At 64.5% G+C, this 21779-nt stretch carries 25 protein-coding genes and 1 other RNA gene; 14 read left to right on the top strand and 12 right to left on the bottom strand.

What is annotated here, in order from left to right; genetic code table 11:
• The first annotated feature begins 40 nt into the window (after positions 1–40).
• From R3C13_RS02915 to R3C13_RS02905, 3 genes are all read left to right on the top strand, one after another.
• A complete protein-coding gene (locus tag R3C13_RS02915) occupies positions 41–691 on the top strand; it encodes a TerB family tellurite resistance protein (RefSeq protein WP_371309291.1) in 651 nt (216 codons plus the stop codon).
• A gap of 65 nt (positions 692–756) precedes the next feature.
• Positions 757–1695 carry a radical SAM protein gene (locus tag R3C13_RS02910; RefSeq protein WP_371309290.1) on the top strand — a complete coding sequence of 313 codons (939 nt, stop codon included), beginning with the start codon at positions 757–759 and terminating at the stop codon, positions 1693–1695.
• Positions 1696–1765: 70 nt separating this feature from the next.
• Complete coding sequence (locus tag R3C13_RS02905; protein ID WP_371309289.1) at positions 1766–2698, top strand: Hsp33 family molecular chaperone HslO; 933 nt, start codon at positions 1766–1768, stop codon at positions 2696–2698.
• 9 nt (positions 2699–2707) lie between these two features.
• Here the strand turns inward: R3C13_RS02905 and R3C13_RS02900 are convergent, their stop codons facing one another.
• On the bottom strand, positions 2708–3136 hold the full coding sequence (locus R3C13_RS02900; protein WP_371309288.1) for an endonuclease domain-containing protein: 429 nt from the start codon (positions 3134–3136) through the stop codon (positions 2708–2710).
• A gap of 147 nt (positions 3137–3283) precedes the next feature.
• Between R3C13_RS02900 and R3C13_RS02895 the strand changes: the two genes are divergently transcribed.
• Together R3C13_RS02895 and R3C13_RS02890 are read left to right on the top strand one after the other, a co-directional pair.
• A complete protein-coding gene (locus R3C13_RS02895; RefSeq protein ID WP_371309287.1) occupies positions 3284–3949 on the top strand; it encodes a CDP-alcohol phosphatidyltransferase family protein in 666 nt (221 codons plus the stop codon).
• Positions 3950–4216: 267 nt separating this feature from the next.
• Positions 4217–4981, top strand: a complete 765-nt coding sequence (locus R3C13_RS02890; protein ID WP_371309286.1) for a murein L,D-transpeptidase family protein — start codon at positions 4217–4219, stop codon at positions 4979–4981.
• Here the strand turns inward: R3C13_RS02890 and R3C13_RS02885 are convergent.
• Positions 4960–5430, bottom strand: coding sequence for an NUDIX domain-containing protein (locus R3C13_RS02885; protein ID WP_371309285.1), 471 nt, complete (start codon positions 5428–5430; stop codon positions 4960–4962). The two genes, R3C13_RS02890 and R3C13_RS02885, sit on opposite strands and share 22 nt — an antisense overlap.
• A 272-nt stretch (positions 5431–5702) precedes the next feature.
• Here R3C13_RS02885 and R3C13_RS02880 point away from each other — a divergent pair, with 272 nt between their 5' ends.
• From R3C13_RS02880 to R3C13_RS02870, 3 genes are read left to right on the top strand one after another with little or no spacing between them, the layout of a single operon-like run.
• Positions 5703–6692 carry a calcium/sodium antiporter gene (locus tag R3C13_RS02880; protein ID WP_371309284.1) on the top strand — a complete coding sequence of 330 codons (990 nt, stop codon included), beginning with the start codon at positions 5703–5705 and terminating at the stop codon, positions 6690–6692.
• Positions 6689–7441, top strand: coding sequence for an SDR family oxidoreductase (locus R3C13_RS02875; protein WP_371309283.1), 753 nt, complete (start codon positions 6689–6691; stop codon positions 7439–7441). Before R3C13_RS02880 ends, R3C13_RS02875 begins: the two co-directional genes overlap by 4 nt.
• The gene (locus R3C13_RS02870) at positions 7441–8457 is read left to right on the top strand and encodes a low specificity L-threonine aldolase (protein ID WP_371309282.1); all 1017 of its coding nucleotides are present in this window, start codon (positions 7441–7443) and stop codon (positions 8455–8457) included. Before R3C13_RS02875 ends, R3C13_RS02870 begins: the two co-directional genes overlap by 1 nt.
• Here the strand turns inward: R3C13_RS02870 and R3C13_RS02865 are convergent.
• From R3C13_RS02865 to R3C13_RS02850, 4 genes are all read right to left on the bottom strand, one after another.
• Positions 8454–9095: a TetR/AcrR family transcriptional regulator gene (locus R3C13_RS02865; protein WP_371309281.1), complete on the bottom strand. Its 642-nt coding sequence runs from the start codon at positions 9093–9095 to the stop codon at positions 8454–8456. The two genes, R3C13_RS02870 and R3C13_RS02865, sit on opposite strands and share 4 nt — an antisense overlap.
• Before the next feature lie 107 nt (positions 9096–9202).
• Positions 9203–10588, bottom strand: coding sequence for a DUF2330 domain-containing protein (locus tag R3C13_RS02860; RefSeq protein ID WP_371309280.1), 1386 nt, complete (start codon positions 10586–10588; stop codon positions 9203–9205).
• Positions 10589–10616: 28 nt separating this feature from the next.
• Positions 10617–12140 carry a DUF2330 domain-containing protein gene (locus R3C13_RS02855; protein WP_371309279.1) on the bottom strand — a complete coding sequence of 508 codons (1524 nt, stop codon included), beginning with the start codon at positions 12138–12140 and terminating at the stop codon, positions 10617–10619.
• Positions 12088–13005: an RnfABCDGE type electron transport complex subunit D gene (locus R3C13_RS02850; protein WP_371309278.1), complete on the bottom strand. Its 918-nt coding sequence runs from the start codon at positions 13003–13005 to the stop codon at positions 12088–12090. The genes R3C13_RS02855 and R3C13_RS02850 overlap by 53 nt, the downstream gene beginning before the upstream one ends.
• A 163-nt stretch (positions 13006–13168) precedes the next feature.
• Here R3C13_RS02850 and R3C13_RS02845 point away from each other — a divergent pair, with 163 nt between their 5' ends.
• The 4 genes from R3C13_RS02845 to R3C13_RS02830 all read left to right on the top strand — a co-directional run bounded on the left by R3C13_RS02845 (position 13169) and on the right by R3C13_RS02830 (position 16139).
• The gene (locus R3C13_RS02845; protein WP_371309277.1) at positions 13169–13840 is read left to right on the top strand and encodes a DUF2959 domain-containing protein; all 672 of its coding nucleotides are present in this window, start codon (positions 13169–13171) and stop codon (positions 13838–13840) included.
• Between the two features lie 67 nt (positions 13841–13907).
• Positions 13908–14675 carry a hypothetical protein gene (locus R3C13_RS02840; RefSeq protein ID WP_371309276.1) on the top strand — a complete coding sequence of 256 codons (768 nt, stop codon included), beginning with the start codon at positions 13908–13910 and terminating at the stop codon, positions 14673–14675.
• Positions 14675–15076: a hypothetical protein gene (locus R3C13_RS02835; RefSeq protein WP_371309275.1), complete on the top strand. Its 402-nt coding sequence runs from the start codon at positions 14675–14677 to the stop codon at positions 15074–15076. The genes R3C13_RS02840 and R3C13_RS02835 overlap by 1 nt, the downstream gene beginning before the upstream one ends.
• A 1-nt stretch (position 15077) precedes the next feature.
• Positions 15078–16139 (top strand): DUF4380 domain-containing protein, encoded by a 1062-nt coding sequence (locus R3C13_RS02830; RefSeq protein WP_371309274.1) that lies wholly within the window; start codon positions 15078–15080, stop codon positions 16137–16139.
• A 3-nt stretch (positions 16140–16142) separates the two neighbouring features.
• Here R3C13_RS02830 and rnpB read toward each other — a convergent pair.
• The 3 genes from rnpB to R3C13_RS02815 all read right to left on the bottom strand — a co-directional run bounded on the left by rnpB (position 16143) and on the right by R3C13_RS02815 (position 18162).
• An RNA gene (gene rnpB / locus R3C13_RS02825) (RNase P RNA component class A) lies at positions 16143–16519 on the bottom strand.
• A gap of 123 nt (positions 16520–16642) precedes the next feature.
• Positions 16643–16990 (bottom strand): low molecular weight protein tyrosine phosphatase family protein, encoded by a 348-nt coding sequence (locus R3C13_RS02820; RefSeq protein WP_371309638.1) that lies wholly within the window; start codon positions 16988–16990, stop codon positions 16643–16645.
• A gap of 281 nt (positions 16991–17271) precedes the next feature.
• Positions 17272–18162, bottom strand: a complete 891-nt coding sequence (locus tag R3C13_RS02815; protein ID WP_371309273.1) for a CHAD domain-containing protein — start codon at positions 18160–18162, stop codon at positions 17272–17274.
• 206 nt (positions 18163–18368) lie between these two features.
• Between R3C13_RS02815 and R3C13_RS02810 the strand changes: the two genes are divergently transcribed.
• Positions 18369–18950, top strand: a complete 582-nt coding sequence (locus R3C13_RS02810; RefSeq protein WP_371309272.1) for a hypothetical protein — start codon at positions 18369–18371, stop codon at positions 18948–18950.
• Between the two features lie 33 nt (positions 18951–18983).
• Here the strand turns inward: R3C13_RS02810 and R3C13_RS02805 are convergent, their stop codons facing one another.
• On the bottom strand, positions 18984–19226 hold the full coding sequence (locus R3C13_RS02805) for a hypothetical protein (RefSeq protein ID WP_371309271.1): 243 nt from the start codon (positions 19224–19226) through the stop codon (positions 18984–18986).
• A gap of 210 nt (positions 19227–19436) precedes the next feature.
• Between R3C13_RS02805 and R3C13_RS02800 the strand changes: the two genes are divergently transcribed.
• Positions 19437–20021, top strand: a complete 585-nt coding sequence (locus R3C13_RS02800) for a hypothetical protein (protein WP_371309270.1) — start codon at positions 19437–19439, stop codon at positions 20019–20021.
• Positions 20022–20088: 67 nt separating this feature from the next.
• Here R3C13_RS02800 and R3C13_RS02795 read toward each other — a convergent pair whose 3' ends face one another.
• Positions 20089–20841: an N-acetylmuramoyl-L-alanine amidase gene (locus R3C13_RS02795; protein WP_371309269.1), complete on the bottom strand. Its 753-nt coding sequence runs from the start codon at positions 20839–20841 to the stop codon at positions 20089–20091.
• The gene (locus R3C13_RS02790) at positions 20841–21743 is read right to left on the bottom strand and encodes a DMT family transporter (RefSeq protein ID WP_371309268.1); all 903 of its coding nucleotides are present in this window, start codon (positions 21741–21743) and stop codon (positions 20841–20843) included. The genes R3C13_RS02795 and R3C13_RS02790 overlap by 1 nt, the downstream gene beginning before the upstream one ends.
• Positions 21744–21779: the final 36 nt, after the last annotated feature.

The following is a 21779-nucleotide window of genomic DNA, read 5'->3' as shown; positions in this document are numbered from 1 at the left end:
CGCTTGTAACCATCCCGTCACGACGAGAAGGGGAAGGCTCATGATCATCTTCGGAACCAAAGCGACGCGTAAACTGCTCGACAAGGGCAGCTTCGACTGCCCGCAGTGCAACCAGACGACCAATTTCGAAAAGCGCCGCGCGCGCAAATGGTTCCACCTCTATTTCATTCCCGTCATCCCGCTCGAAACCTTCCCGGCCTATGTGGAGTGCAAGGGCTGCAAGGGAACGTTTGTGGAAGGCGTCCTCAACGGCAATACCGGCGCGACCTCCGACAATATCCGGGCCGAATTCGAGAAGACCGCGCTCGCCATCCTCGTCCGCATGGCCTGGGCCGACGGCAAGATCGAGCCGGAAGAGGTCGACGCCATCGAGCAGGTCGTCAACATGATGTGCGCGCGCGATTTTACCCGCGCCGAGGTCGAGGCCGAGATCGCCGCCGCAAAGGACTCGCTTGACGATGCGCTTTCCGTCGCCACCCGCGCCGGCCACATGCTGAACGATGAAGGCAAGGAGATGATCCTTTCTGCCGTGTTCCAGATTGCCGCCGCCGACGGGAACTTCGCCCGCGAAGAAGAAGAGGCGATGCTGGAAATCGGCGCCGGGCTCGGCCTCAGGCCCGCCCATGTGCGCGGCATGGTGCGCGATCTGGTCGAACAGGCAACGCATACCGCGGGGCAGGCAACGCACTGATCACGCTTGCGTCACTGCCGCGCGAGGCGCTGGCGCCGCGCCGCGTGTGCGGCTAGCCATACGCCATGCCAGACTCGCTGCCGCCCACCGCCAAATTTGCCCATCCCGACGTCACCGCGAAGGGGGAAACCCGCGCCAGTGTCGGCTGGGCGGGCCTCAAGACGCTGTGGTTCAACACCGGCACGCTCTGCAATATCGAATGCAGGAACTGCTACATCCTCTCGTCCCCGAAGAATGACCGGCTCGTCTACCTGACCCTCGCGGACGTCGTGCCTTACCTCGATGAGATCGAGGGCGAAGTCGAAATAGGCATCACCGGTGGCGAGCCCTTCATGTGCCCGGAAATCCTGCCCATCACGCGGGAAATCCTCGCCCGCGGGCACAGCCTCCTCTTCCTCACCAACGCCATGCGCCCGATGATGCGCCCGCGCATCCAGGAGGGCCTCCGCCAGCTCCGCGAGGATGGCCTTGGCCAACGCCTCACCCTCCGCGTCTCGCTCGACAGCCACGATCCCGCCCTCCACGATGCCGAGCGCGGGGAGGGAGCCTTTGCCGAGGCCTGTGAGGGCCTCCGCTGGCTCACCGCCGAAGGCTTCACCGTCGCCCTCGCCGGGCGCCAGTCCCTGCACGAGGACGAAGCTGCCGCCCGCGCCGCCTATGGCGCCCTCGCCGCCAGCCTCGGCCTCGCCCTCGACCCGGCAGACCCCAAACAGCTCGTCCTCTTCCCGGAAATGATCCCGCGCGACGACCCGCCGGAAATCACCACGGCCTGCTGGGGCATCCTGAACAAGTCGCCGGACAGCATCATGTGCGCCAACCAGCGCATGGTGATCCGCCGCAAAGGCTCTGTCCGGGCAAGTGTCACCGCCTGCACCCTTCTGGTCGACGACCCGGCCTTTGAACTCGGCGCCACGCTGGCCGAGGCAACGGCCGCGCCGGTCAAGCTGAACCATCCCTGGTGCGCCAGTTTCTGCGTGCTGGGCGGCGGTTCCTGCTCGGCCTGATCGCACAGGCGGTACTTGAAGCAGGCGGCCGGGCCTGCCACATGGGGGCCCTCAAAAGGACACCGCTCCCATGCCCCGCGCTCCCCTGACCGCCAGCGATTTCGTCGCGAATTTCCAGATCGACCAGCGGCCCGTGCGCGGCCGGGCTGTGCGCATGGGCCCGCAGAGCGTGTCACCCATCCTCCACCGCCACGACTACCCGATAAACCTCGCCCGCATCCTGGGTGAGGCGGTGACGCTGGCGGCCCTTGTCGGCTCGTCGCTGAAATTCGACGGGCGCCTGCTGGTGCAGGCTGAAGGCGACGGCCCGGTGAAGATGCTGGTCGGCGAATACCGGTCTGATGGCGGCGTGCGCGGCTATGCCCGCTTCGATGCCGAGGCGTGGGAGCATCTCGACAAGGTGAACCGGGGCGCCGTCCCGCACATGCCGCAGCTGTTCGGCCCGGCCGGCCGGCTCGCGCTCATCATCATCCAGGACAATCCCGCCATCCAGCCCTATCAGGGCATCGTGCCGCTCATGAAAGGCACGCTGGCCGAATGCGCCGAGGATTATTTCGCCCAGTCCGAACAGGTGCCGACGCGCATCGCGCTCTCCGTTGCGGAGTTCGAAACGCCGGGCGATCCGACGCTCTGGGTCTCCGGCGGCATGATGATCCAGCGCATCGCAGCGGACGATTTCCGGGGCGACACGGAAGAAGCCTGGAACGAGGCGCAGGCCCTGTTCGCCACGGTTTCCGATGGCGAACTCGCGGATCCGGAACTGCCGATGGAACAGCTGCTCTACCGCCTGTTCCACGAGCAGGGCGTGCGGCTGGAACCGCCGGTCGAGCTTGACGACCGCTGCACCTGCAATGAGGACCGCCTGATCGCCACCCTCAGCCAGATGCCGGACGAGTCCCTGCGCGAAATGACCGAGCCCGACGGCACATTGTCCGTCGACTGCCAGTTCTGCGCCCGCCACTACTCGATCCCGATCGAAGCGGTAACCGGCAGCACGCACTAGAGCAGGCCCTCACCTCCCACCAGCTTTGCTGGCGGGCCCCTCCTCTCCCGCAAGCGGGAGAGGGGTGGACCCGGCGCCATCGAGACTGCGTTTGCGGTGTTCGAGGCTTTCGAGGATTGTATCGAGAATCCCGTCGATGTTTTCGAGAAGGTGGATGTTCCAGAAGCGGATGATGTCCCAGCCTTCTTCCTGAAGAAACGCGGTTCGGATGTTGTCGTGAGCCCGTTGGCTATCTGTGCCGTGACTGTCGCCATCCAGTTCGACGATCAATTTTACTTCAAGGCAGGCAAAGTCCGCAAAATAAGGCCCGACAGGATGTTGTCGCCGGAACTTCCATCCGCCCAGCTGACGATTGCGGAGTTTCGACCAGAGAAGGCGCTCGGGAAACGATGAGTCCCGTCTCAGTCCGCGCGCACGTTTCGTCGTCTTCCCACCCATGCGGATAGTTCAATTTCTGCGAAGGCGCCGGGTCAACCCCTCTCCCTTCAGGGAGAGGAGGGGCCCATCGCGCCCGCGATGGGAGGTGAGGGCCCGTTTCCGCTATTCGTGATTGCGCCACCGCCCCCGCACTGGCACACCGCGCCCATGAACCTCAAATGGCTCCCCAATGCGCTCACCCTTGCGCGCTGCGTCTTCGCACTGCTCTGCTTCTGGGGCGTGATCCGCGCGCTCGGCGCACAGGACGCGATCGATCTCGGCCTGACGCAGGACATCCCGGCCGATGAACAGGCCCGCCGCGTTGCGATCCAGCAGCTATGGTACCAATTCGCCCTGTTCGCCTTCCTCGCCGGCGCGCTGACGGATTTCCTCGACGGCTGGCTGGCCCGCAAGCTCGATGCGCATTCGCGGTTCGGTGTCTGGCTGGACCCGATTGCCGACAAGCTGCTGGTCGGCCTCGCACTGCTCGGCCTCGCCATGATCTTCAAGACCTGGCTGGTCTACATTCCCGCCGCGGCGATCATCGCGCGCGACATCTTCATGACCTGGCTGCGCACCACGCCGAAAGGCAAGGCGGTGGTCGACCCGTCGAACCTCGCCAAGTGGAAGACCGGTTTTGAAATGGCCGCCATTATCGGCCTCATGCTGCCGCTGGCCGTGATCCCGCAAACGGCCGTGTCACAGCATGCGGCGCAGACAAATATGGCCGAACTGCTGGCGGTCCTGCTGGTGGGCATGCTCTGGATTGCGGCGATCCTGTCGGTGTGGACCGGCTGGCGCTACATGAAGGCGGCGGCGCGCTCGAACCCCTGAAACGGAAAACGCCGGCTCTGCTGGGAAGAGCCGGCGTCCTCGAGCTGGCGGCGACCGGGACAAGGGGAAGAAAACCCGTCGCCATTCCGGAGGTTAGGTCCATGGCAGGTAAGGGGATAAACCTGCCATGGATTAAAGCGTCTCACCGGCATCTTAACGCCGTCTTAACGTACGGGGCCAAAATGGGGCGGCCCGGCGCGAAACTTCCCCGAAAGCGCCTTGATCCCGGCCCTTGGGCAGCCGCAATTCCGGTTAACCACTGGGCGCATGAAATACCGGCGCCGTTCCTCATCTCCCTGGAAACTCACCGCGGTTGCCGGTGCGGCGCTCGCCTTCATGTGCCTGCCGGCCGTGCTTGCGGTCGCCGGCGTCAATGACGTGCCGTCCAGCCAGCGCTCGCGCGCGGCAATCGCGCGCCAGGTGCCGGCCCTGACCGAAACGCTGGCGGAGGAGGGGCTCACCCTCGGCGCACCCGTTTACCTTCGCCTTACCAAGGAACCTGCGGTGATGACGGCCTATGTCCGCAATGCGGATGGGGTGTACGAGGCGTTCCGCTCATGGCCGGTCTGCTCCTTTTCCGGCAAGCTCGGCCCGAAACAGGCGGAAGGCGACCTGCAGGCACCGGAGGGCTTCTACGCCGTCGCGCCCGGCCAGATGAACCCGTCCTCGTCCTTTCACCTGTCCTTCGATCTCGGCTATCCGAACGCCTTTGACCGGGCGCAGGGCCGCACCGGCAGCTATCTCATGGTCCACGGCGACTGTGTCTCCATCGGCTGCTACGCCATGACCGACGAGGCGATCGAGGAAATCTGGACCCTGATGGAAGCCGCCTTCGCGCAGGGCCAGACCAGCGTGCCGGTGCACATCTTCCCGTTCCCGATGACCGCTGCGAACCTGCAGAAACACGCCGGCGACCCCAACGCCCCCTTCTGGCGCACGCTCGCGCCGGCCTGGCAGGCGTTTGAGGATACGTCCGAAGTGCCTGCCGTGCGCGTGGCGGATGGTGCCTATCAGCTGGGCGGCGCCCAGTAAGGCGTCGGCGGCGCGCCGCCATAGAGTTCTGCCAGTTTCAGCCTTGTGCCGGGCGTCGTTCCGTCCGGCGGGTCCAGCGGATCCGCCCAGACGGTTTCGGCGATCTCGCCGCGCGATGTTGCCTCGCCGGCCGCCCAATGCCCGGCCGGGACGCGGTAGAGCAGGACATGATCGTTCGGGAACACGAAATGGTTGGAATAGATGCCGACGAGGTGCGGCGCGCCGGTCAGCCTGAACCCGCCTTCTTCTTCCAGCTCGCGGGTCAGGGCAGTCAGCGTGGTTTCACCTTTTTCCACACCGCCCCCCGGCAGGAACCAGCCCGGTGTATAGGTGTGGCGTACGAGGAAAACGCGCCCGTTTTCATCCTCCACCGCCCCGCGCACGCCAAGCGTCAGCGGGCGGGAGATACGGAACCAGGCCTGGAAAACGCGCGAACGGAAGGACAGCATGGGGATTCCTAGCCCGATTTCCCCGGAAATCGACAGATAAGACTTTAGAATATACTGATTTACGCCACGGAAATATGAGCTTGGGGCTCGCCATTGCGAACGGGTCACGCTATGGACACTGCAAAGAATCCTCTGCAAGACGCACAGAACAGAGCGAGAGAGAAAGCCCATGATCCACCCGTCGCTGCTTGCCATTGCCGCCATCGTGGTCGTGTTCGGCATCCTGAATCTCATCGAATTCAAGCGCCTCGACTAATCTTCCGGGTCTCCCCATGCCGGATTTAGTGTTGATTGCCTCCCTGTTCGGGGGGCTTCTTGTCATGGTCCTGGCGGGAAATTTCCTCGTCAGCGGATCGGTCTCGATCGCGGAACGGCTTGGCGTTTCCCCGCTTGTTGCAGGAATTTTCATTGTCGGGTTCGGCACTTCCGCGCCCGAGATGATCGTCTCGGTCGACGCTGCGCTCGAGGGCCGGCCCGGCCTCGCGCTCGGCAATATCGTCGGCTCCAACATCGCCAATGTCTTCCTCGTGCTCAGCCTTCCGGCGCTGATCGCGCCGGTGACCGCCGGCGGCATCGGGGAAGGGCGGGCGCTCGTCACCATGCTGCTCGCCACGGCCCTGTGGATCGGCATCACGACGCTGATGCCGCTCTCGCCGCTGGTCGGCATCTGTTTCCTGCTGCTGGTCGTCGCCTATTCGGGCATCACCTTCATCCAGGCCCGGCGCGCCGTCGCCGCCGGCCGCGATCCGGGCGTGACGCCGGAAGAAGACCCGCATGTGCCGATGTGGCGGGCACTCATCTATGTGCCGCTCGGCATTGTGGGCCTCTTCCTCGGCGCGCATTTCGTCATCGAAGGCGGCGTCGGCATCGCGCATGTCTATCAGGTGCCGGAGGAATATATCGGGCTCAGCCTGCTCGCCATCGGCACCTCGCTGCCGGAAGTCGGCGCGGGCGTCGTTGCGGCCTTCCGCCGGCAGGGCGAAGTGCTGATCGGCAATGTGCTCGGCTCCAACATCTTTAATCTTCTGGGCGCCGGCGGCATCGTCGCTCTGTTCGGCCCGGTCCAGGTCGCACCGACCTTCCAGCAATATGACCATTGGGCCATGGGTCTTGCGGCGCTGATCCTTGCGCTGATCATCCTGACAAAGGCGCGCATCGGCCGTCTGGCCGGCCTGCTCCTGCTGCTCGTTTATGCGGTCTACATCTACGGCCTGATTTCCGGCTTCAACCTGCTGGGCCTGTTCCAGCCCTCGGCGGCATGACGCCCGGCGTCGCCCTCGTCACCGGGGCCGGCGCCCGGCTCGGCCGCGCCATGGCGCTCGCGCTGGGCGAGGGCGGCTGGAAGGTGGCGGTGCATTACCGCGCCTCTGCCAAGGGCGCGGACGAGACCTGTGAGATGATCCGCGCGGCCGGCGGTACGGCCGAACCCGTGCGCGCAGACCTTGCCTCGGAATCCGACCGGGAGGGCCTCGTCGCCCGCGCGGCCGGGGCGCTCGGCGGCCCGGTCAGCCTGCTGGTCAATTCCGCCTCCACCTTCACCGACGATTCCGCGGCCGGGCACAGCCGCAAGGATTGGGACTTCCATATGGAGCCCAATCTCCGCGCGCCGATCCACCTTGCGCAGCAACTGGCCGCCGGCCTGCCGGACGGCGAGAAAGCCCTGATCGTCAACCTGATCGACCAGCGTGTCTGGAAGCTCAATCCGCAATTCTTCACCTACACGCTCTCCAAGGCCGCACTGTGGCAGGCAACGCAGACGCTGGCGCAGGCGTTCGCGCCGCACATCCGGGTTAACGCCATCGGCCCGGGCCCCGTGCTGGTCGCCGCTCATCAGAGCGATGAAGACTTCGCCGCAGAACAGGCCGCCACCCTGACGGGGGAGGGCTCGAGCCCTGACGAGATCGTCCGTGCCCTGCGTTATTTCATCTCCGCATCCAGCGTGACCGGCCAGATGATCGCCAGCGATGGCGGCCAGCACCTGATGTGGCAAACCCCCGACGTGAAACTATGATGAACTTTGCTTCCGATACTTCCGCGCCCGCCCATCCCCGCGTGCTCGAGGCGCTGGCCGATGCCAATTGCGGCATGGAGGCGAGTTATGGCGGCGACAGCGTCACCGCCTCGCTGCGGCCGCTGCTGGAAGCGGCCTTTGAAACAGCTGATTTCGACTACTGGATGACCGCCTCTGGCACCGCGTCGAATGCGCTGGCGCTCGCCTGCCTGTGTCCGTCCACCGGCGCCGTCCTCTGCCATGAGGAAGCGCATATCGAGCGCGACGAGCGCGGTGCGCCGGAATTCTTCTCCGGCGGTGGAAAGCTCCGTCTGCTGAAAGGCTTTGGCGCCCGCATCGACCGTGAAGCGCTGGAGGCCGCACTCGCCGCAAACAATCCGGCTTTCGTGCATGAAACGCCGGCACATGCGCTGTCCCTTACCAATCTTACCGAGTGCGGCACCGCCTATCGCGCCGCCGATGTCGCGCTCTATGCCCGGCTTGCGAAAGAGAAGGGGCTTTGGGTTCATCTGGACGGCGCGCGCCTCGGCAATGCCCTCCTGTCGACCCGGTCGTCAGCGGCGGACATGACATGGAGGGCCGGTGTCGATGTGCTCAGCTTCGGCCTGACCAAGACCGGCGCCTTCGGCTGCGAACTCATCCTCCTGTTCGGCCGTGCAAGGACGAAATTCGCCGAACTGAAAGTCCGCGCCAAGCGCTCCGGCCATATGCCGGCCAAGATGCGCTTCATCGCGGCACAGGCCCGCGCCATGCTGGAAGACGGCTTGTGGCTGGAGCTTGCGGCCGAAGCGAACGCCCGCTCAGGAGAACTTGCCGACGCCTTTATCGGGGCCGGCTTCGAGCTTGCCTATCCCGTGGACGGCAATGAAGTGTTCGCCTACCTGCCGGAAGAGGTCGCGGCGCGGCTGCAGGCGGCCGGCGCAAAATTCTATCCCTGGCCGGGCGGCTGCTATCGTTTCGTCTGTTCGTGGAACACGCCCGCCGCGGACATCGAGGCGCTTGCCGCCGCGCTTTAGCCTGCGCCGCTGCCGAGGCTTCCATTCGTCATCGCATCGCTCAGCCAGTCTTCGAGATGGCCGGTCACGATCTTGCCGTCGATAGGCGTCAATTCGTCCCCGCCGAGCAGGTCCTGGTGCAGGCAGAGCACGAGCAGGGGGGAAAGCACGGCCAGCGCGGCCGCCTGCAGCTTGTCTTCGGTGCGCGGCCCGCCGGACGCAGCCGACAGTTTCTGGCGCACCGCTTTCAGGGCGGGCTCCAGGATGTGCGTGATATAGGCCTGGCCCACTTGCGGGTCGGCAACGCCTTCGATGATGCCGAACGCATGCACACGGATGAAGCCGCCCTGCCGCATCCCGTCTTCCAGCATCCGGAAGCATTCGCGCAGGGTCTCCTGCGGCGGGGCATGGGGCGCGCCAGGGACCATCCAGCTGAAGGGCTCGCGCTGGCCGATATGGCCGAGAATGGCGACGATCACGCCCTGCCGGTCGGTGAAATAGTGGCGCAGCGTCGGCTCCGAGGTTTCCACCGCGGCCGCCATCTGGCGCAGCGACGGCCGGCTGAGGTCCGATCCGAGCGCAAACGCCACGAGCCGGTCGAGCAGCGCGCCGCGCTTCTCGTCGAAATTATGATTTCGGACACCCTGAGGCCGTGCCATTTTCCCGCTTATCCCCGCCGCAAGACATGTGCAGGCCTCGGAAAGAGGCCTGCACTAGGGTTAAACTGTCTTTAGAGAAGTTCCAACCGCGAGGCGCAGGTGCCGCGTCAGCCCTTGCCCCAGAGCTTCTGCCACCAGCTGCGCTTCGGTTTCGGCGTATCGATCTCGATGCCTTTGATCGCGGCGGCGGAATAGCCAAGACTCGCCATTTTCGTGCGAATCTCGTTGACATCCCGCCCGGTCAGCTTCGCCAGGGCGACGGCCTCATCGTCCCACCGTTTGACGAGCGTATTGGCATAGTCGCCGGCCGCCTTGCACTCGGTATAGTCGCCCCGCCAGGCATGGCGCAGCACATAGCGTCCCTGGTAATTCGTCCGGTCGCCCGTGGTCTGGAATTCGAGGTCTTCCGGAAACGTCTTCGCATCATAGCGAAGGTGCAGGCGCGTCACGAACACGTCCACCGGCTGCGGGCCGAAATAGCGCTCGTCGTCCTGCGGGCCTTCGTCCAGCCACATGACGCCGAGTTCGCGCAGTTCCGAGCGCGACAGCGGTTCGGCTGCACACGGATCGCACCAGCCCATGTCCCAGGCGTACTCCATGAACACGGCCTTGCCGTCTTCCTTCTTCACCTGGTGGCTGAACATGTCCTTATAGAAGTCGCCGAACTCGTCCTTGATATAGATGGGCACATCCATGTCGGAGGGCAGTTTCACGGTGCGGTAATTCTTGGTCTCCACCCGGCCGGTGCGGCTCATGGCGAACACGAACAATTCCTGCTTTCCGGTCGAGTTTACGGTGCCGAGACGGATCGGCAGCATGAAATCCTCGTCCTCATACGCGACCTGGATCGGGCGCAGCATGTCGGAGCCGTCATGCCGGTCGAGGTTCACCTTGGCGACAAAGAATTTCATGTCGCGCTTCAGGTAGGCGCCGACCGTTTCTTCCGCCCCGTCGGGAATCTTGTAGCCGTTCTGGTTCAGCCAGGTGATGAGGCCGTTCGATTCCTCCGCAGACAGAATGAGGATGTCGTATTCGCCGACTTCATACTGCGCCTCGATGGTGACGCCGAGTTCCTCGGCCTCTTCCATGGCCTGTTCCGGGAGGGGCGGCGCCGACATCACCATGTCCTTCATCATCCGTTGGCGGCGCTCCGCCTCGCACGGGTTTTCGTCATAGTATTCGACAAGGCGCGGCGCGGTGTAGGCGTCGATATGGTCCATCAGCGCCGGATTGGCGACATGGATCTGGTCTTCTTCCGGCACGTGCGGCACCGGCACCACCATGGCGAACTCCGAGACCTCGCCCTGGAAATCCGACGCCATGGTGACGACCGTGCGCTCGCCGTCGCGCGCGATCGCCACTTTCGAGGCTTCGTTGAACAGGTCCGTATCCGCCTTGGCGACATAGAAGCCGCAGAAAGCATGGGCCGGGGCGGCAATGCCCCAGGAACAGGCCGCCGCTGCCAGCCCGCCCAGAAGGTGTTTCAGTTGCATGTTACGCTCCTCTTGTTCCCCACAATCCCTAGTCGTCTGTCTCGTGCGCCATGAGGTCGGGGAAAGCTGATCCCCACCAGAAATAGCGGTCATAGATGCTGCGCGCGGCCGCCTTGTTGACGGAGTCGTCGTCAGGTTCCGTGCGCGGTGGCTTCGGCTTCAGCGTGAAGGGATAGTCGCCATTCGCTGTCGCGCGGGCTTTCACATCGTCCCGCTTCCAGCCGGTCATCTTGACCACATTGGAGAATTCCTCCGACTGGCGTTTCGCCACCTCGGCCACATAGTCCTTCACCGCCGGGCATTCGGCCTCGCCGCGCCAGGGCACATTGATGACATACCGGCCCTGGAAATACTCCGTGTCCCCTGTTTCGATGAATTTCAGGTCTTCGGGGAAGCGCTTGGCGTCATAGCGGATGTGCAGGCGCGTGAGGTAGAGGTCGTCGCCCCAATAGGTCTCCTCGCGCAGCTCCTCTTCCATATAGCGCGTCTCGCCGATGTCCTCGCCGGATTCCTGCCAGACGGTCTCGAAATCGGGCAGGGGGTCGTCGCCGCCGAAATCCTCCATCCAGAACACGCCGAGTTCCAGCAGGTCGGCGATGGAGGGCGGCTCGCCGGCGCATGGATCGCACGATCCGATATCCCAGAAATATTCGAGGAAGACACCGGTGCCGCCGGCCTTCTTCACCTGGTGAGCGAACAGCGCCTTGTAGAACGCGCCGAAACTGTCCTTCTCCTCTTTCAGGAAGAGGGGCACGTTCTTGTCGGTCGGGATCTTGCGCGTCTGGTAGTTCGAGGTTTCCACCCGGCCTTCGGACGAGATCATGAAGGCGATGAGATCCTGCGTCCCGTCGGCATTCAGCGTGCCGAGCCGGATGGGCAGCGCGAAATCCTCGTCTTCATAGGCAATCGAAATCGGGCTGAGGTATTCGCTGCCCGTATCGGCCTTCCGGTCAAGGTTCACCTTGGCCAGGAAGAACTTCATGTCCGATTTGATGTAGGAATTGAGGATCTTTTCGGCGCCGCCCGGCAGCTTGTAGCCATTGTCGTTCAGCCATTCGATCAGGCCGTTGCCGCGCTCGGCCGAGAGGATGACGATGTCATATTCCCCGGCGCTGTAGCTGTCCTCGATGAAGACGCCATAATCGGCCTCCCGCTTGCGGGAGCCGGTGACGACGATCATGTCCATGGCAGCGTCGTCCTCCGCCATGTAAGCGACCGGCGGTGGAGCGCAGGGGTTGTCGTCATAATACTCCGCAAGGCGCGGCGCACTGAACGCGTCCAGCTTGAGCAGCGGCGTCGGGTCGGCAATGTGCACCTGCTCGCGGCTGATCACCTCCGGCACGGGAATCACGATGGCGAACTCCGACAGGTCGCCTTCATAGTCATTTGCCATGGTGATGACCGTCCGTTCGCCCTTGCGGGCCAGGGCCACCTTCGAAGCCTTGTTGAACAGGTCGCCATCGGCCTGCGCGACGTAGAAGCCGCAAAATGCACTTGCCTCAAGCGCTGGCGCGCAAAGGCTCAGCGCTGCGATCAGCAGCCATCTGAACATGGAGTGTCCCCTCCCTTGGAGTTTTCCGTGTGGTGTTCCATTCAAACTTTTTCGCCGGCATCAGCCAGTCGATCACCGGCGTTGCCCATGCCAGCGCCGCCAGCGCCATCAGCGGCGCGCCGCGCTGGTTCGGCCCGATGATGAACCAGGCCGCGAGCGCCGCCACCGCAAAGGCGAACAGGATGCGCCCCAGCCGGCTGTCCGGCGTCGAGCGGGGATCGGTGATCATGAAGAAGGCGAAGATCAGGAGCGCACCGGACGACATCTGGTGCAGCGGGATGGCCATCGGATCGCCGAGCCACGCCGCGCGCGCAAACAGGATTGCGGCGAACCCGCCAAGGAAGCCGATCGCAATGTCCAGCCGCTTCGCGCTCGACAGCGTCAGCGCCGCCAGCGCCAGCGCATAGCCCGCCACCAGCGGGGCCTGTCCCCACTGGCCGGGCGATACCCACGCGTCCCGCCCCAGCAGCAGCATCATCGCCACAATGCCGATACAGCCCGGATTGAACACATGCTTGCCATTCACCCGCACGAGGAATTTGAGGGCAACGCCCGTAAACGTTGCCGCGGCCCAGATCCACGGGTCCGCCGCGCGCAGCAATATCGTCACGCCTAGGCCGGTGATCGCGGCGGATTTCCATTCCAGCCCGGCCATCAGCGGCTTGCCCCGCCGCCAGTTGAGAAAGGCCGTACCGATCAGCTGCGCCGCGAACGCACCTGTACAGGCGGCAGCAAGGCTGAGGCCCGTCACGCCGAAATCGCTGGTCAGGTAAGACAGGGTGAACAGGCCGCCGAGCGCAAGAATCTGCCAGTTGCGTGCGTCGGCAGACAACTGGCGGCAGAGGACAAGGGGAAGGCGGGCCACTGCGTCCATCCGGCTCACATGCACAACGAATTGCGATCACATTACGGCAGGTTCATGAAACCTTTTCGGGTGGCAAGAGGGAAGTTGACCTGGTGCATCTGGACGTGCGGGGCGGCGCACGGCAGGAAGGGGCTACCTGATTATCTGGAAGGGGACCGGACTCATGACCAAGACCGCCATTCGCGCCGCCATGCTCGCCGCCGCGCTTGCCACCACCACGCTTTCCGGCTGTGCCACCGCCTATTACGGCGCCATGGAACAGTTCGGATACGAGAAGCGCGACCTGCTGGTCGCCCGCGTCATGGATGTCGCGACCGCCCAGGAAGACGCCAAGGAAGAGTTCGCCGATGCGCTGGAGGCCTTCCGCTCCGTCGTCGCCGTCGATGGCGGCGACCTGGAGAAGGAATATGACAAGCTGTCGAATTCCTATGACGATGCCAATGCCAAGGCCGAAAAGGTGCGCGGCCGCATCAAGGACATGAAGAATGTCTCGCGCGACCTGTTCACGGAATGGCAGAAGGAACTCGACCAGTATTCCGATCCGAAACTGCGCCGTGCCTCCGAAGACCAGCTCGAAGCCACCAAGGACCGCTACAAGGTACTGGTGCAGAAGATGGATACCGCCGCCGAGTCCATGGACCCGGTGCTTGCGGTCTTCCATGACCGCGTCCTGTTCCTGAAGCACAACCTCAACGCCCGCGCCATCGCCTCGCTGGGCGGCGAGACCGACACGATCGAGTCCGATGTCGCCGACCTCATCGCCGAGATGGAACGCTCCATCGCCGAGGCCGATGCCTTCATCCAGGAAATGCAGGGCGGCGCGCCGGTCGCCTGATTTGCGCCCGGCCGGGGGCTGGACCTTGGCGACCTCCCGCGCAAATGTGCGGCCGGGAGGACATCGCATGACGAACGTGCAGGCCCTGGGCATGCCGGCCGCGCTCGCCGCAGCGGCGTTGCTTGTTGCCTGCCAGTCCGCGCCTGCCGCTTCCTGCGCCGGCAGTTTCTGCGATGGCTTTGAAGATGCCGATGCAGGCACAGTGCCGGACGGGCCGTGGCAGGTCGGCCTCGCCAATGCGACGCTCGTCGTGGATGACACGCGGGCGGCCTCCGGCGACAAGTCCATCCGCATCGACCTTGCCGGAAAGGGCACCGGCTTCCTCATCGGGCCCGCCGCGCGGACCGGCCGGATGAAGGTCTTTCTCGAGGCCGCGCCTGAAGGCGATGTTCACTGGACACTGATCGAACTCAGCGGACCCCGGCCCAGCGACGGGCGCATTGCCGAGCTTCGCATCGGCGGCCAGCACCCCGTCGCGAACGGCAGCCGCCTGATGGCGAATTACGAGACGCCCGAAGGCTACACCGACGAGACCGCGCCGCTGTCCGATTGCTGGCACCATGCAGAGGAAACGGATGTCATGCCCACCGGCCGCTGGACGGAATTTGCCTGGGCCGCCGGCGCCGATGGCAAGACGCTTGAGGTCAGCATCGACGGCGTCCCGATTCCCGCGCTCACGGTCGAGGGTCATGGCCAGGGCTGCCTTCATCAGCCGGCGGACTATGCCTGGGAACTTCCGGACGTCACCGAAACCCATCTTGGCTGGGAAAGCTACCAGCCGGACGGCCCCCGCCATCTCTGGATAGACGATGTCGTCCTCGGGGAGGGGGATTGATGCCTGCCGTGCACGGATATTCCGGCAAGCCGCTCTGGCAAAAGCTCGGCCTGAAGCCGGGGCTCACTTGCCTGCCCGTCAATCCGCCGGACCATTTCGACGCGCTGATGGAGGGCGCCGAGGGTGTCACCTTCCTGAAACGCAAGGCCCCCGCCGATGTCGCGCATCTCTTCTGCCTCAGCCGTGCGGCGCTGGAAAAGCAGGTGCCCGCCATCCTCGAACGCATAAAGCCGGGCGGCATGCTCTGGGTCTCGTGGCCCAAGAAGTCCTCGCCCCTCTACAAAGACCTGACCGAAGACGACCTCCGCACGATCATCCTGCCCACCGGCTGGGTGGACGTGAAAGTCTGCGCCGTCGATGGCGACTGGTCCGGCCTCAAATTTCTCAAACGGAAAACCTGACATGACCCGCTCCGTCTTCACCGCGTCAAAAAATGTTTGCGCTCTCATTTTCCTCGCCGCCTGCGCGGCGCCTCAGCAATTGCCGGAACGAGGCATTGAGTCGATCACGCTTGAAGGCGGCGGCGCCTCCGTCACGCTCACGCCTGCCTTCGGCGGACGGGTCATCAGCTTCGGCCTCGACGGCCATCGCAGCGTGGTGAAATTCGATGAGGCCTTCGCAGCGGCGCAGCCTGCCCCGCCCGTCGATCCGGCTCATTCCGCTGCGCCCTATATGGGCGCCACCGTCTGGGCCGGGCCGCAGAGCGACTGGTGGAACCACCAGTCCGTCTGGCCGGACCTTGCCGGTCAGGGCTGGCCGCCGGATCCCTTTGTCTCGCTCACCGAATTCTCAGCCACGGTCGACGGCACGCGCGTCACGCTGGATGGCCCGGAAAGCCCGGTCACAGGCCTCGAACTACGCAAGGACTTCTCCCTGTCCGATACCGGCTGTCTCACCGTCACCGCCGAAGCGAAGAACATCCGCAGCGAGCCGGTGTCCTGGGATCTCTGGCACGTCATCCGTGTACAGCCGGCCGCCTGGGTCTTCGCACCGGTCAGCGGGGAAGGGGATGTGCGCTACACGCCGCCCAACAGCCCCGAATTCCAGCCGCCGCAGCTCGGCGTCGAAAACGGCCTTGCCTATGCCGACCCGTCCCTCAAGGGCGTCACGGCCCCCCGCCGCGAAGGCAAGGCCTTCCTCACGCCATCGGACGGCTGGATGGCCGGCTTCGTCGACGGGCAGGTCTTCCTCGTCACCTTCGATCTCCTGCCTACCGAAACCATCCATCCGGAACAGGGACAGGTCGAGTTCTATTTCACGCAGGCCCCCGGCGACCCCGCCACCAGCGTCATCGAAATGGAAACCCACGGCGCCTTCCGCACCCTTGCCCCCGGCGAGACGATGACCGCCACGCAATACTGGTCCGCCGCCCCCTATGACGGCGCCCTCACCGCTGACGCCATCGCTGGCTTCATTCATGACGGGATGATGCAGTCGAATGCCTGCAAGGGGATGACGAAATAAATTCTGACCAGACGGCCTGTAAGCCGGGTTCTGTTCGCCGTGTTGCCACGGTCTGGCAGCCATTCCTCTGGGAGGGCCATTGCTGGCCCCCTCACGCGACACACCCGGGGCACGGGCGGGAAGCGGCCCATGTGTGCCCCCTATTCGGTCTTGCTCCGGGCGGGGTTTACCGTGCCGGTCCTGTCGCCAGTCCCGCGGTGGGCTCTTACCCCACCCTTTCACCCTTACCGTCTGGCCGAAGCCGCGCGGCGGTTTGCTTTCTGTGGCACTTTCCCTCGGCTCACGCCGGGCGGCCGTTAGCCGTCGCCCTGTTTCCCTGGAGCCCGGACTTTCCTCCAGTACGCAGTTACCCGCGCACCAGCGGCTGCCCGGCCGTCTGGTCAGGCGCGCTATATAGGGCAGGGCGGGGCGCGGAGCAATCTTCCCTCACCTCCCGCGCCCCCTAACCCCTCTCCCTCTGGGAGAGGAGGGGCCCATCGCGTCAGCGATGGGAGGTGAGGGCCTTACTCCGCCGCAAAGATCAGCGGCCCGGCCTTCTGCTCGAACAGTTCCACAAGCTCATCGTCCATGAAGGCATAATCGTCCGGAATATCCAGCACGTGCAGCTCCTTGTGCGAGACGTCCTGGCGGAACTCCGCGCGGATGCGGCTCGCATGCTTGTCTTCCATGACGAGGATCAGGTCTGCCCAGCGGATGTCGGCCAGCGACAGTTTCCGCTTCGCGTCCCGCGCCGTCCCGGCCGAGCGCACGGCGACGCCCGCCATGTTGCGGAACACGGCCTCGCCCGTGGGGCTGCGCCACTGGTTGCGGCTGCACACGAACAGCACTTTCAGCGGCGTGGCATCGGCCATCAGCTTCTCCCATTCGCGGCGCGGCCAGATCTTCCCGATCTGCCGGGCCCGGTGCAGCTTGTTATGCCGCAGATAGACCAGTTTCCAGTTTTTCTCTGCATAGCCGCGATAGGTTGGCGTTCCCTTACGGTCGCCATTATGGATGCGGGCGGCCACGCGGCGCGCGGCCCGCGTTGCGGGGTGTGACATTGGCTGTTCCTCATGTTGTCGGGTTCAGCAGCCGCGGCAACACGAAGGGTAGGGGGCATCTAAGGTGCGCGCCCGCCCGGCGCAAGGGAAAATCAGTCCTGCCAGGCCTTCCAATAGGCCGCGACCCGCCGCGCGAACGCCTCCGCATCTTCCGCGAACAGGCGGCGCCCCCGCTTCAGGCAGCGCCGCGAAAGCCGCTGCTCCTCAGCGAGAATCAAGCTGTCCAGCACTTCGAACGCCCGTGCATCGGCGGCCTTGAGGCCCTCCAGCCGCTCCGTGCGCAGCACATGCAGGTCATGATGCTCGCCAAGGTCTTTGGTCAGCCGCTCGGTCTCGTCCACCCGCGCCAGCATCATTTTCGGCCACATCCGCTTCATCAGCCGCATATGGTACCAGTGATACTTCACCCGCTTGCGCCATTCATGGAAGTCGGCCGCCGCGCCGGTCTCCTCGGCCAGCGCCATCGCGTCCACCGCTGCGGCATAGTTCTTTGCAACGCCCTTCGACAGCACTTTCGGCGTCTTGCCCGTCACCTCCCAGGCTGCCGCCCGGGCCAGTGCCTCTTCCAGCGTCCGGCGCGTCATCGCGATCTGCTTGCGGGCCGGCTTCTGGCCGGGCGTTCCCGCGGGCAGGGCGATGTGGCCGCGCACCGTCACGAAAAACTCCGTACCCAGCGTTTCCGCGAACCGCTGTTCCAGCATGTCCAGCACTTCCACCCCCGCCGCCGCATCGCGCAGGCCCGACAGGCTGCGCGCAAGGTCGCGGAAGGTCTCGTTCTCTTCGGCGTATCCCGCAAAACCCGGCCGGACGAGCCGCACCAGCCCCCGCAGTTTCTTGCAGCGCTTGCGGATCTGGTGCACCCGCACCACCTCGTCGAGCGCCGGATCGTCCAGCTCCGCCAGCGCCGTCGCGATCTGCCCCGCCGCCACGCGGCGCACGGCCTCTGTCAATGAAGCGTCCGATTTTTTGAAGGAATAGGTCACTGGCGGCCTCTTGAACGTGGGACTGCAGGCTAGTCTATCCCACCCCCGCCAGCAAAACCCTGCACCTGTCGGGGGAAAAGGCCAATGAGGGTTCGGCCGGGCGCCAGACCGCAATAAAAGTTTCAATTTTCGCGAGCAGCCAAATTCTGTATCCGAATCCGAATGGCGGCTTCGGCGGCGGATACCTTGTTTTTCAGGACACAGCAGTGACATCGGAGACCCGCGAAAAAATCAAGAGCTGGGCATTCGGCGCGCTGGTTGTGTACGTGATCGTGTCGGTCATTCTTGGCGGCATCGGCTTCATGATCGATCGCCAGGACTATGGAAATAGATACGCCCGGATGCTGATGTGGCCCGCTCTCCCCCTTGGGATCGCGTTCATGGCCTACACGTTCTATAGCTGGCTAGCTGCGATCTACGATATCGTCTTCCGGAAAAAAGATCAGGGAATTCTGACATTTGGCCTGTGCGCCCTTTCCGCCATGGGCCTCTTCATGTTCAGCTGGATCGCAATTTTCGCCGGTGCCTTCATGGACTTTGGCTTTCCACGCCGCAACGATCTGCCGGTCATGATCTTCCTGGAGTGGTTTTCCCGGGGCGCGTTCTTCGATCTGGTCGAGTCCTATGATCTGGTGACGGTGGAGTTGGAACCGCAGCGGCACAAGTTCCTGTACGACACCGTCGAATTCTCGTTCAGGACATTGTGGGGGGCCTGGGCGGGTTTCCTGTTCGCCACCCTGGCGTCGAAAATGTTGGATCTGCTCTGGTTCTTCAAGGCGCGCCGTTGAGGCACCCGGCGGTCAACCTGCCGGGTGTATGCGTCAGACAAAGAACTTGCCGACTTTCCAGAACAGCCACATCAGGATCGCGCACACCGCCGCGCCGCCAAGCGACGCGCCGAGTTTCGTCATCAGGCCAAGCTCTGTCGAGTCGAGCACGGTCCACACCAGCCATCCGCCGAAGCCGGCGGCAACCACCACGAAGCCCAGCTCGATAACGCGATCGAGCAGACGGTCGGCCTTGCCCAGCAGGCGGAAGATGCGGTCGAGGTCCATCCCGGACATATAAGGTGGTCAGGCTTAAGGCCCGCTTTATTCATGGCGTCGCGCTTTGAAACGCGCATTAGGGATTCATTCACCGAGGACAGCAGTTCGCCCTCAGAGCGTCAGAGATGCGTCCCATGATTCATCCTGTTCCCCTCAAAACCTGGGCGCCGCCGGGCCGCCTGATGAAAAATCTATCCGCCGCATTCGGCGTGGGTCCATCTTGCCCGCATGAGCCTGCCGGACGATTTCCTTGCCCATGCGCTGCGTGTCCTTGGCGATGCGCTGGTGGCGATTATTGGCCGGGCGGAGCTGCACCTGAGGCCGGATTTCATGGCGCGGGGCGTTGCCCGGCGCGCGGCCCGGCAGATGCGGGCACTCGCCGTGATGATCCGCCGCCTGATCTTCCTGATGGCGCTGGAGGTCGAACTGGCCCCCGCCGCACCGCGCGCTGCCGGTGACGCGCCGCGGACGGCCGTCCGCAGGCCCCGCGCCACCTTTCGCCTCGTTCCGGAGCCCTCCGGAGCCTTGCCGGAGTGTTTCCGGAGTTTTACCGGAGCCCGCGCGACCGGCCCGGTGCCGGCCGAGCGCCTGTTCCGGCGCTGGGTCGAACTCACCCGTGTGCTGAACAGTCCGGACGTTTACGCAAAGCGCCTCGCCCGCACGATCCGCCGCTGGCAGGCGGCCGGAGAGCCGAAGCCGCATGTCGCGCCACTCGACGGGCGCCATCGCCTGCCGGTCGACCTCGGCCTCATCGCCACGGCCCTGACAGGCCTGCTGAACAAGGCGCTCGGCGACTGGCCGGACACGGGCTGACGCTGCGAACAATCGGGAATTTTGCCGGAGCGCGACAGCGTTTCCGGGCGCACGTGCTGGCGGTGCGTCAGGCCGAATAGAAATCAAACACCGCGCCGATGCGGCGCAGCGTCTGGATGTCGGCGATGCCGCTCACCCGGTCCGGCAGCCAGCGCCGCTGGAAGGCCCGGACCACCGCTTCCGTAGGCGGATCATAAGACCCGTTGCAGTCGAGGGCATAGCCGATACCGGCCAGGAATTCCTGCATCCGGCGCACGCTCGCCCCGGTCTCGCCCGGTGAGAGGCTCTTGCCGTCGACGTCAGGATCGTTCGTGCCCTCGACCTCCGGCCAGAAGCCGATCCCGGCCTGCGCAAGCATTTGCCACGGAAAATGCTCGCCCGGATCCTGCTTGCGGTCCGGTGCAATATCGGAATGGCCGACAATCCGGGTCGCCGGAATGTCGTGATCGGCAAGGATCTTGCGGATCAGCGCGATCAGCGCCTGGATCTGGGGCAGGGGAAAGGGCGGCAGGCTTCCGTCCGCCAGCGGAAAATCGTGTCCGCCATTGACGATCTCGATCCCGATGGAGCGGGAATTGAGATCCTGGTCGCCCTGCCAGCGTGAAACGCCCGCATGCCAAGCGCGCCGGTCTTCGGCCACCAGCTGGTCGATCCGCCCGTCTTCCCAGACCATGTAATGGGAGGAGACTTTCGCCTCCGGGTCGCACATCCGGTCCAGCGCCGCGTGCCCGGATTCCATTCCCGTATAATGAAGCACCAGCATATTGACCGGGTACTGCCGAAAGTCGAAATTGGGGCTCGGCGAGGCGATAATTTCCATCAGCTGTCTCCCGCGCCATACTTCTTGCCGAGGGCTGCTTCCGGCAGGCGACGGTTCTGGCGCACCGCGATGATGAAAACCCCCGCCAGCGCCATCGTCGCCCCGATCGCCAGTCGCGGCGAAATCGGCTCGTTCAGCAGCACGATGCCGAACACGACGCCCCAGATCGGCGTCATCAGGGTCAGCGGAGACAGCAGCGAAACATCATACTTCTTGATCAGCGTATAGAAACCGCCATGCCCGAAAATCGACACGCCCAGAATGGCAAACAGGCTCGCCGCCCAAACCCGCCAGCCGCCGTGTATATAAGCCTCGACCTGGCCATGTTCCCAGAGGCCCGAGACCGCAAACAGCGGCGCAAAGCTGAACAGGCCCACCCAGGCCTGGACCTGCAGCCCGGTCAGCGGCGGCATCTGCTTCATCAGGATCCCGCCATAGGAACCGATAAAGGCGCAGGCGATGACATAGAGGAGGCCCGTCGAAATCTGGAAACTTGCCGGGTCGAACGCAATCATCATGACGCCCGCAAAGGACAGCATGATGCCGAGCCCGCGGCGCCAGCCGACGACCTCTCCGAGAAAGGCCATGCTCATGAGGGTCGAAATCGGCACGCCCAACTGGCCTGTGACCGCCACCGCGGACGCCTCGGCATTCTGCAGGCCGATAAACAGGAGTGCAAAGTTCAGGGAACCGATCAGGACCGAGATCAGCAGCAGCGTGCCCAGCTTCTTCGGCACGGGCCGCAGGAAGGGGATCAGGAACACGGCAACCCCGGCAAAGCGCACGGCCGCAAAGAACAGCGGCGGAACCTGCAGATCCGTTACGACCCAGCGTGTCAGCACCAGGTTCAGGCCCCAGGCCAGACAGATGAAAAACAGGAGCATGAAGTCACGGAATGACATGATTGCCCCGTATCAGGGTTTTGATAGCATGGGCAG

Origin of the sequence: Hyphomonas sp., assembly GCF_041398385.1 — a bacterium.
Taxonomy (GTDB): Bacteria; Pseudomonadota; Alphaproteobacteria; order Caulobacterales; family Hyphomonadaceae; genus Hyphomonas.
Note: the sequence above shows the minus strand (reverse complement) of the source record. Positions and strands in the feature narration are given on the sequence as shown.

What these genes read in the sequence shown, in the direction of transcription:
- R3C13_RS02830 (WP_371309274.1), top strand. Translation starts at nt 15,078, where the DNA reads ATGACCCGCTCCGTCTTCACCGCGTCAAAAAATGTTTGCGCTCTCATT.
- R3C13_RS02875 (WP_371309283.1), top strand. Translation starts at nt 6,689, where the DNA reads ATGACGCCCGGCGTCGCCCTCGTCACCGGGGCCGGCGCCCGGCTCGGC.
- R3C13_RS02855 (WP_371309279.1), bottom strand. Translation starts at nt 12,140, where the DNA reads ATGTTCAGATGGCTGCTGATCGCAGCGCTGAGCCTTTGCGCGCCAGCG.
- R3C13_RS02800 (WP_371309270.1), top strand. Translation starts at nt 19,437, where the DNA reads ATGAGCCTGCCGGACGATTTCCTTGCCCATGCGCTGCGTGTCCTTGGC.
- R3C13_RS02895 (WP_371309287.1), top strand. Translation starts at nt 3,284, where the DNA reads ATGAACCTCAAATGGCTCCCCAATGCGCTCACCCTTGCGCGCTGCGTC.
- R3C13_RS02915 (WP_371309291.1), top strand. Translation starts at nt 41, where the DNA reads ATGATCATCTTCGGAACCAAAGCGACGCGTAAACTGCTCGACAAGGGC.
- R3C13_RS02900 (WP_371309288.1), bottom strand. Translation starts at nt 3,136, where the DNA reads ATGGGTGGGAAGACGACGAAACGTGCGCGCGGACTGAGACGGGACTCA.
- R3C13_RS02795 (WP_371309269.1), bottom strand. Translation starts at nt 20,841, where the DNA reads ATGGAAATTATCGCCTCGCCGAGCCCCAATTTCGACTTTCGGCAGTAC.
- R3C13_RS02790 (WP_371309268.1), bottom strand. Translation starts at nt 21,743, where the DNA reads ATGTCATTCCGTGACTTCATGCTCCTGTTTTTCATCTGTCTGGCCTGG.
- R3C13_RS02820 (WP_371309638.1), bottom strand. Translation starts at nt 16,990, where the DNA reads ATGGCCGATGCCACGCCGCTGAAAGTGCTGTTCGTGTGCAGCCGCAAC.
- R3C13_RS02805 (WP_371309271.1), bottom strand. Translation starts at nt 19,226, where the DNA reads ATGTCCGGGATGGACCTCGACCGCATCTTCCGCCTGCTGGGCAAGGCC.
- R3C13_RS02885 (WP_371309285.1), bottom strand. Translation starts at nt 5,430, where the DNA reads ATGCTGTCCTTCCGTTCGCGCGTTTTCCAGGCCTGGTTCCGTATCTCC.
- R3C13_RS02865 (WP_371309281.1), bottom strand. Translation starts at nt 9,095, where the DNA reads ATGGCACGGCCTCAGGGTGTCCGAAATCATAATTTCGACGAGAAGCGC.
- R3C13_RS02860 (WP_371309280.1), bottom strand. Translation starts at nt 10,588, where the DNA reads ATGCAACTGAAACACCTTCTGGGCGGGCTGGCAGCGGCGGCCTGTTCC.
- R3C13_RS02880 (WP_371309284.1), top strand. Translation starts at nt 5,703, where the DNA reads ATGCCGGATTTAGTGTTGATTGCCTCCCTGTTCGGGGGGCTTCTTGTC.
- R3C13_RS02870 (WP_371309282.1), top strand. Translation starts at nt 7,441, where the DNA reads ATGAACTTTGCTTCCGATACTTCCGCGCCCGCCCATCCCCGCGTGCTC.
- R3C13_RS02840 (WP_371309276.1), top strand. Translation starts at nt 13,908, where the DNA reads ATGACGAACGTGCAGGCCCTGGGCATGCCGGCCGCGCTCGCCGCAGCG.
- R3C13_RS02890 (WP_371309286.1), top strand. Translation starts at nt 4,217, where the DNA reads ATGAAATACCGGCGCCGTTCCTCATCTCCCTGGAAACTCACCGCGGTT.
- R3C13_RS02835 (WP_371309275.1), top strand. Translation starts at nt 14,675, where the DNA reads ATGCCTGCCGTGCACGGATATTCCGGCAAGCCGCTCTGGCAAAAGCTC.
- R3C13_RS02905 (WP_371309289.1), top strand. Translation starts at nt 1,766, where the DNA reads ATGCCCCGCGCTCCCCTGACCGCCAGCGATTTCGTCGCGAATTTCCAG.
- R3C13_RS02845 (WP_371309277.1), top strand. Translation starts at nt 13,169, where the DNA reads ATGACCAAGACCGCCATTCGCGCCGCCATGCTCGCCGCCGCGCTTGCC.
- R3C13_RS02910 (WP_371309290.1), top strand. Translation starts at nt 757, where the DNA reads ATGCCAGACTCGCTGCCGCCCACCGCCAAATTTGCCCATCCCGACGTC.